The sequence below is a fragment of the Mesorhizobium sp. M7A.F.Ca.CA.002.05.1.1 genome, assembly GCF_003998335.1.
In the GTDB taxonomy this organism is placed as follows: Bacteria; Pseudomonadota; Alphaproteobacteria; order Rhizobiales; family Rhizobiaceae; genus Mesorhizobium.
The window spans coordinates 1-5,126 of the sequence record NZ_RZQI01000412.1 but is presented as its reverse complement, the minus strand read 5'-3'; the positions used below and the strand labels follow the sequence as shown (position 1 = coordinate 5,126).

The following is a 5,126-nucleotide window of genomic DNA, read 5'->3' as shown; positions in this document are numbered from 1 at the left end:
CGGGCCGCGGCCCCGCCGGCGGTTGCTCCCCCGGTGCAGCCGGCCCCAGTGCCCGTGAAGAAAAAGCGCCGGCTGGGCCGCTTCCTGCTGATGGTCGCGCTGCCTGCGGCATTGGCTGTCGGCGGCGGCTATGTCTGGGTCACCGGCGGCCGCTATCAGGAGACCGAGAACGCCAATCTGCAGCAGGCCAAGGTGTCGATCGCTTCCGACACGGCCGGCCGCATCGTTAAGGTCGACATCTTCGATAACCAGCTGGTCAAGCAGGGTGACGAGCTGTTTGCCATCGACCCCGAGCCCTACCGGATCGCGCTGGCGCAGGCCGACGCCGCGGTTGCGGGCGCGCGTCTCAATGTCGAGCAGTTGCGCGCGGCCTATGGCCAGTCGATGGCTCAGCAGAAGTCCGATGCCAGCCAGGTCGCCTTCGCCCAGTCGCAGTTCGACCGCGCCGCCGATCTCGCCCAGAAGGGCATCAACGCCAAATCGTCGCTCGACGAAGCCAAGAACGATCTCGACAAGGCCAAGCAGCAGCTGGCGGTTGCCGAGCAAGGCATCATCAGCGCCAAGGCAGGCCTTGGCGGCAATCCCGACATCGAGACCGACAAGCACCCGACCGTGATGGCCGCGCTCGCCGCGCGCGACAAGGCGGCCTACGACCTGGCCCAGACAACGGTCAAGGCGCCGGCGGACGGCATCGTCAGCCAGGCCTCGTCGTTCAAGGTCGGTCAGTATGTCGGTTCCGGCACGCCGCTGTTTTCGCTGGTCGAGACCGGTGACACCTGGATCGATGCCAATTTCAAGGAAACGCAGCTCACCCACATGAAGCCCGGCCAGAAGGCCGAGATCGTGGTCGACACCTATCCAGGGCGCACCTTCGAGGCGACGGTCAAGGCGATCGGCGCCGGCACGGGAGCCGAGTTCTCGCTGCTGCCGGCCCAAAATGCCACCGGCAACTGGGTCAAGGTCACACAGCGTATCCCGGTTCGTCTCGAACTGATCGATGCGGACGCCAAGATGGCGTTGCGCACCGGCATGAGCGCCACCGTTACCGTCGACACCGGCGTGGCGCGTGGCCTGCCCTCGATCTTTGGTCACGCCACGGCTGGCGAGGCCGCGCAGTAACGTCAACAGATTGCCGCAGGACCAGCGGCGGAGGTGAATAGCAGGATTGGTCTGATGGGAGGAGCTGGAAGGATCAGCGTTTTGGCGCTGCCGCGTCGCGGCCTGGCCGAAATCTGAAATCTCCGACGCGGACCCGTCGGTCCTCATGTTTCCGGGCGGCAGGCATCCGCTCATCAGAGACTTTCAGTCGATGTAACCCCCACATCGACGATCGCGTCCCACCGCGACGAGGGTCTCTCAACGGAAGGCGTTGCCGCCCGGAAACCCCTTGTACACGTTTTTGTTACCTGCTGGAAGTTCCACGCCATGAGCACGCCCGAACCTTTCAAAGAAGTGCCGCATCGCGGCCTGATCACGGTCGCGCTCATGCTGGCGACGGTCATGCAGGCGCTCGACACGACGATCGCCAACGTGGCGCTGCCGACCATGACCGGCGACCTCGGCGCCTCGCCTGACAACATCAACTGGGTGCTGACCTCCTACATCGTTGCCGCCGCCATCATGACGCCGGTCACCGGCTGGCTGGCCGACCGCTTCGGCCGCAAGGAACTGTTCCTGACGGCGGTGGTCGGTTTCACCATATTCTCGATGCTGTGCGGCATCGCCTGGAGCCTGGAGAGCATAGTGTTCTTCCGGCTGATGCAAGGCGTGTTCGGAGCGGCGATCGTGCCTCTGTCGCAAACCTTCCTGCTCGACATCAATCCCAGGGAACGCCATGGCCAGGCGATGGCCATTTGGGGCGCCGGCATCATGCTGGGGCCGATTCTGGGCCCGACGCTGGGTGGCTGGCTGACCGAGAATTTCAACTGGCGCTGGGTGTTCTTCATCAACCTGCCGGTCGGCATCGTCGCCTTTCTCGGCATGGCCGCCTACTTGCCGGCCGTTGCCCGGCGGGTGCGCGGCTTCGATTTCTTCGGCTTCGCCATGATATCGCTCGGCGTCGGCGCGCTTCAGCTGCTGCTCGACCGCGGCGGCGAGGTCGACTGGTTTTCCTCGGTCGAGATCTGGATCGAACTTGGTCTTTCGCTCACCGGCTTCTGGGTGTTCATCATTCACACCATGACTGCGGAACACCCTTTCATCGATCCCAAGATCTTCCTTGACCGCAATTTCGTGACCGGGCTGGCGTTCATCTTCGTCATGGGTGTGCTCATCCTGGCGAGCATGTCGCTGCTGCCGCCAATGCTGTCGACCATCTTCGGCTATCCGACCGTCACCATCGGCGTCGTCATAGGGCCTCGCGGTGTCGGCACCATGATTTCGATGCTGGTCGTCGGCCGGCTGATGAGCAAGATCGACGCCCGGATCCTGGTCGTTATCGGTTTCCTCCTGACCGCGCAGTCGCTCTACACCATGTCCAGCTTCACGCCGCAGATGGACAACTGGCTGATCATCAGCTCCGGCGTCATCCAGGGGCTGGGCATGGGAATGGTGTTCGTGCCGCTGTCGACCGTCGCCTTCGCCACGCTTGACGTGCGCTTCCGCACCGATGCCACGGCCCTGTTCAGCCTGGTGCGCAATCTTGGCTCGTCCATCGGCGTGTCGGTCGTGACGGTTCTGATGGTGCGCAACACGCAGGTCAACCACGCCGAGCTTTCGGCCTTCATCAACCCGTTCAACCCAAATCTTTGGGCGGTCTCTCCGGCAGCCGCGAGCGGCGATCCGACGGCGCTTTCGCAGGTCGATCGCATGGTCAATCTCCAGGCGATGATGATTTCCTACGTCAATGACTTCAAAATACTCATGGTCATGACGCTGCTTGCCATCCCGTTTGTTTTCCTGCTGCGCAAGCCCAAGCAGGCGCCTGCCGGCGGCGCGCCGGCAGCGCATATGGATTAGCTCTATTTCCCGAGCACCAGGCTCCAGTAACGGAGCTTGCTGTCGCTGCCATCGCGCACATAGGCAAGGCCGAAGCGGGTGAAGCGCGGGTCGAGCATGTTGCGGCGATGGCCTGGTGAATGCACCCAGATGTCGAACAGTTTCTCGAGGTCGAAACGACCCTCGGCGATGTTCTCCGCCGCGGCACCGGAAATTCGACTGTCCCTGACGCGCGAGGCGAAATCCTTGCCCCAGCCGGTGGTGTGGCTCATGCGGCGGCGCTGCGCCATGTAGCCAGCCTGCTGCAGGGCGGCCTGTTCGAGCTGCCGGTCGGGGACCAGCGGCGCAAGCCCGGCCGAGACGCGGATGCTGGCCAGCGTGCTCGTGGCGGAGGAGGAGACCCCGGCGCCTTCGCCTGACGGCAGTGAAACGGTGCTGCAGGCGGCGAGGCCCGCCAAGGCTGCGAGGCCGGTCAGCACCATGCGCCTGCTCGGCATCGGGCGCGGTTCGATGGAATGGGAATGATCAATGGCCATTCCTGTCTGAATAGTCGCGATCATGGCTTTTGACGGGCAAGCGGTGAAAATTGCGCGAGAACCCATACGTTTGGTTTTTCGCAAAAAAATGCATCGCGTAATGTTGAAGTGTTGAAGCGCCCCCTTTCGGGCAATAGTCCAGGTGTCCCGAGTGAGGTGAGAATCCGATGCCAAAAACTGCCCGCACCTTCCCGACGCTCTCTACAGCCCGTCTGCTGCTGCGCGCTCCGGCCCTCGAAGATGCCGATGCCTTCCGGAATATCCTGTCGATCCCCGAGGTCACCCGGTTCTCGAACTGGCGGGATGCGCCGTCCAAGGCGGTGGCGGATCGGGCAATGAGATGGATGTGCAAGGTCTTTCCTACTGGCAAAGGCTGCGCCTGGATCATCGAGGATCGCGCTTCGAAGACCATGGCCGGTGCGATTCGCTACAATTGGTTCGTCCCTAAATCGAAGTGCGGCGAGATCGGCTACGAGTTGCATCCGGACTTCTGGGGCAGAGGTCTGATGACCGAAGCGGCTGCTGCCGTCGCTCTTTGCGGCCATCGGTTTTTCCTGCTCAATCGCATCGAGGCGTGGACGCTGCCGGGCAATACCGGATCGGACCGTGTGCTGGAGAAAGCCGGCTTCCGCTACGAGGGGACGCTACGGCAGAAAGCCCGGTTCAAGGGCGCCTACCACGACTTCAGGATGTTTGGACGACTGGCCGGCGATCATCCTGCCTCAATCGATCAGAATTAACCTGCCGCCATGCCGGCGTAAGTCTCCAGTGTCGATGAAGTCTGGCGATCGTCTTCCGTATGCACCCACCAGGCGCCCAGCGCGTCGATGAGCGGTACAAGTTTGCGGCCAGGCGCCGTGAGGTCATAGTCGACCCGCAACGGATAACCCGGACGCACCGTTCGCCGCACGATACCGGCGTCCTCCAGCTTGCGCAGTTCCAGGGTCAGGATGCGATGTGACACGGTCGGGTTGTCACGTCTCAGGTCGCTGAACCGCTTGGTCCCGTCCTTCAGATAATAGAGCAGCAGTGTGGGCCAGCGACCGCTGAGCACGCGCATGGTCTCTTCGATCGGGCAGCGTGAGACGACGTCTTTCATGGGCGGATCCTGGTTACAGAATTGTGCGTAATTTACATGGGACGACAAGCGTTTAGGGTCAAGTTTCGCTGCGCGGCGTGATCCTCTCAATCACGGAAGAAAACAAATGGAACCTATCCTCCTTTACGGCTTCCCGGCGGGAAGCTCGATGGGGCTTGTCGCTGCCTTTGAACGCGTCGGGCAACCCTATCGCCTGTGCCGCGTCGACATGCTCACCGAGATGAAAAACGATGCCTATGCCAGCATCAACGACCGTCAGGAAACGCCGGTGCTGATCACCGACGAAGGCCGGGTGCTCACCGAGACAATGGCCATCGCCTCGTGGCTCGAAGCCCGCGACACACAGCGCCGCATCAGCTTCGAACCGCGCACGCCGCAAGCCGACCGCATGCACCAGCTGATGGCCTTCGTGAACACCGGGTTCACCGCCGCCTTCAGCCCGCTCTGGGTGGCATTGGAAATGGCGGCGGATGAACCGGCGCTGAAGGCGACCTTGCGGGAGTTCGGCCGCAAGGCCGTTGCGGAACGTCATGATCGGCTCGAGGCGATGATCG

At 62.8% G+C, this 5,126-nt stretch carries 6 protein-coding genes; 4 read left to right on the top strand and 2 right to left on the bottom strand.

Annotated features, from left to right (window positions below):
• Together EN939_RS20190 and EN939_RS20185 are read left to right on the top strand one after the other, a co-directional pair.
• Positions 1-1,119, top strand: a 1,119-nt coding sequence (locus EN939_RS20190) for an HlyD family secretion protein (protein WP_245473125.1), incomplete at its 5' end; no start/stop codon positions are given.
• 306 nt (positions 1,120-1,425) lie between these two features.
• A complete protein-coding gene (locus tag EN939_RS20185) occupies positions 1,426-2,958 on the top strand; it encodes a DHA2 family efflux MFS transporter permease subunit (RefSeq protein ID WP_127269394.1) in 1,533 nt (510 codons plus the stop codon).
• Positions 2,959-2,960: 2 nt separating this feature from the next.
• Here EN939_RS20185 and EN939_RS20180 read toward each other — a convergent pair whose 3' ends face one another.
• Positions 2,961-3,434 (bottom strand): CAP domain-containing protein, encoded by a 474-nt coding sequence (locus tag EN939_RS20180; protein WP_206518931.1) that lies wholly within the window; start codon positions 3,432-3,434, stop codon positions 2,961-2,963.
• A 206-nt stretch (positions 3,435-3,640) separates the two neighbouring features.
• Between EN939_RS20180 and EN939_RS20175 the strand changes: the two genes are divergently transcribed.
• Positions 3,641-4,213 (top strand): GNAT family N-acetyltransferase, encoded by a 573-nt coding sequence (locus EN939_RS20175; protein ID WP_127269392.1) that lies wholly within the window; start codon positions 3,641-3,643, stop codon positions 4,211-4,213.
• Here EN939_RS20175 and EN939_RS20170 read toward each other — a convergent pair.
• Complete coding sequence (locus tag EN939_RS20170; RefSeq protein WP_127269391.1) at positions 4,210-4,572, bottom strand: winged helix-turn-helix transcriptional regulator; 363 nt, start codon at positions 4,570-4,572, stop codon at positions 4,210-4,212. The genes EN939_RS20175 and EN939_RS20170 overlap by 4 nt on opposite strands.
• 106 nt (positions 4,573-4,678) lie before the next feature.
• Here EN939_RS20170 and EN939_RS20165 point away from each other — a divergent pair.
• The coding region (locus tag EN939_RS20165) for a glutathione S-transferase (protein WP_164751099.1) at positions 4,679-5,126 on the top strand (448 nt) is incomplete at its 3' end.

Coding starts and splice junctions, on each gene's coding strand:
- EN939_RS20185 (WP_127269394.1), top strand. CDS start 1,426: ATGAGCACGCCCGAACCTTTCAAAGAAGTGCCGCATCGCGGCCTGATC.
- EN939_RS20180 (WP_206518931.1), bottom strand. CDS start 3,434: ATGCCGAGCAGGCGCATGGTGCTGACCGGCCTCGCAGCCTTGGCGGGC.
- EN939_RS20175 (WP_127269392.1), top strand. CDS start 3,641: ATGCCAAAAACTGCCCGCACCTTCCCGACGCTCTCTACAGCCCGTCTG.
- EN939_RS20170 (WP_127269391.1), bottom strand. CDS start 4,572: ATGAAAGACGTCGTCTCACGCTGCCCGATCGAAGAGACCATGCGCGTG.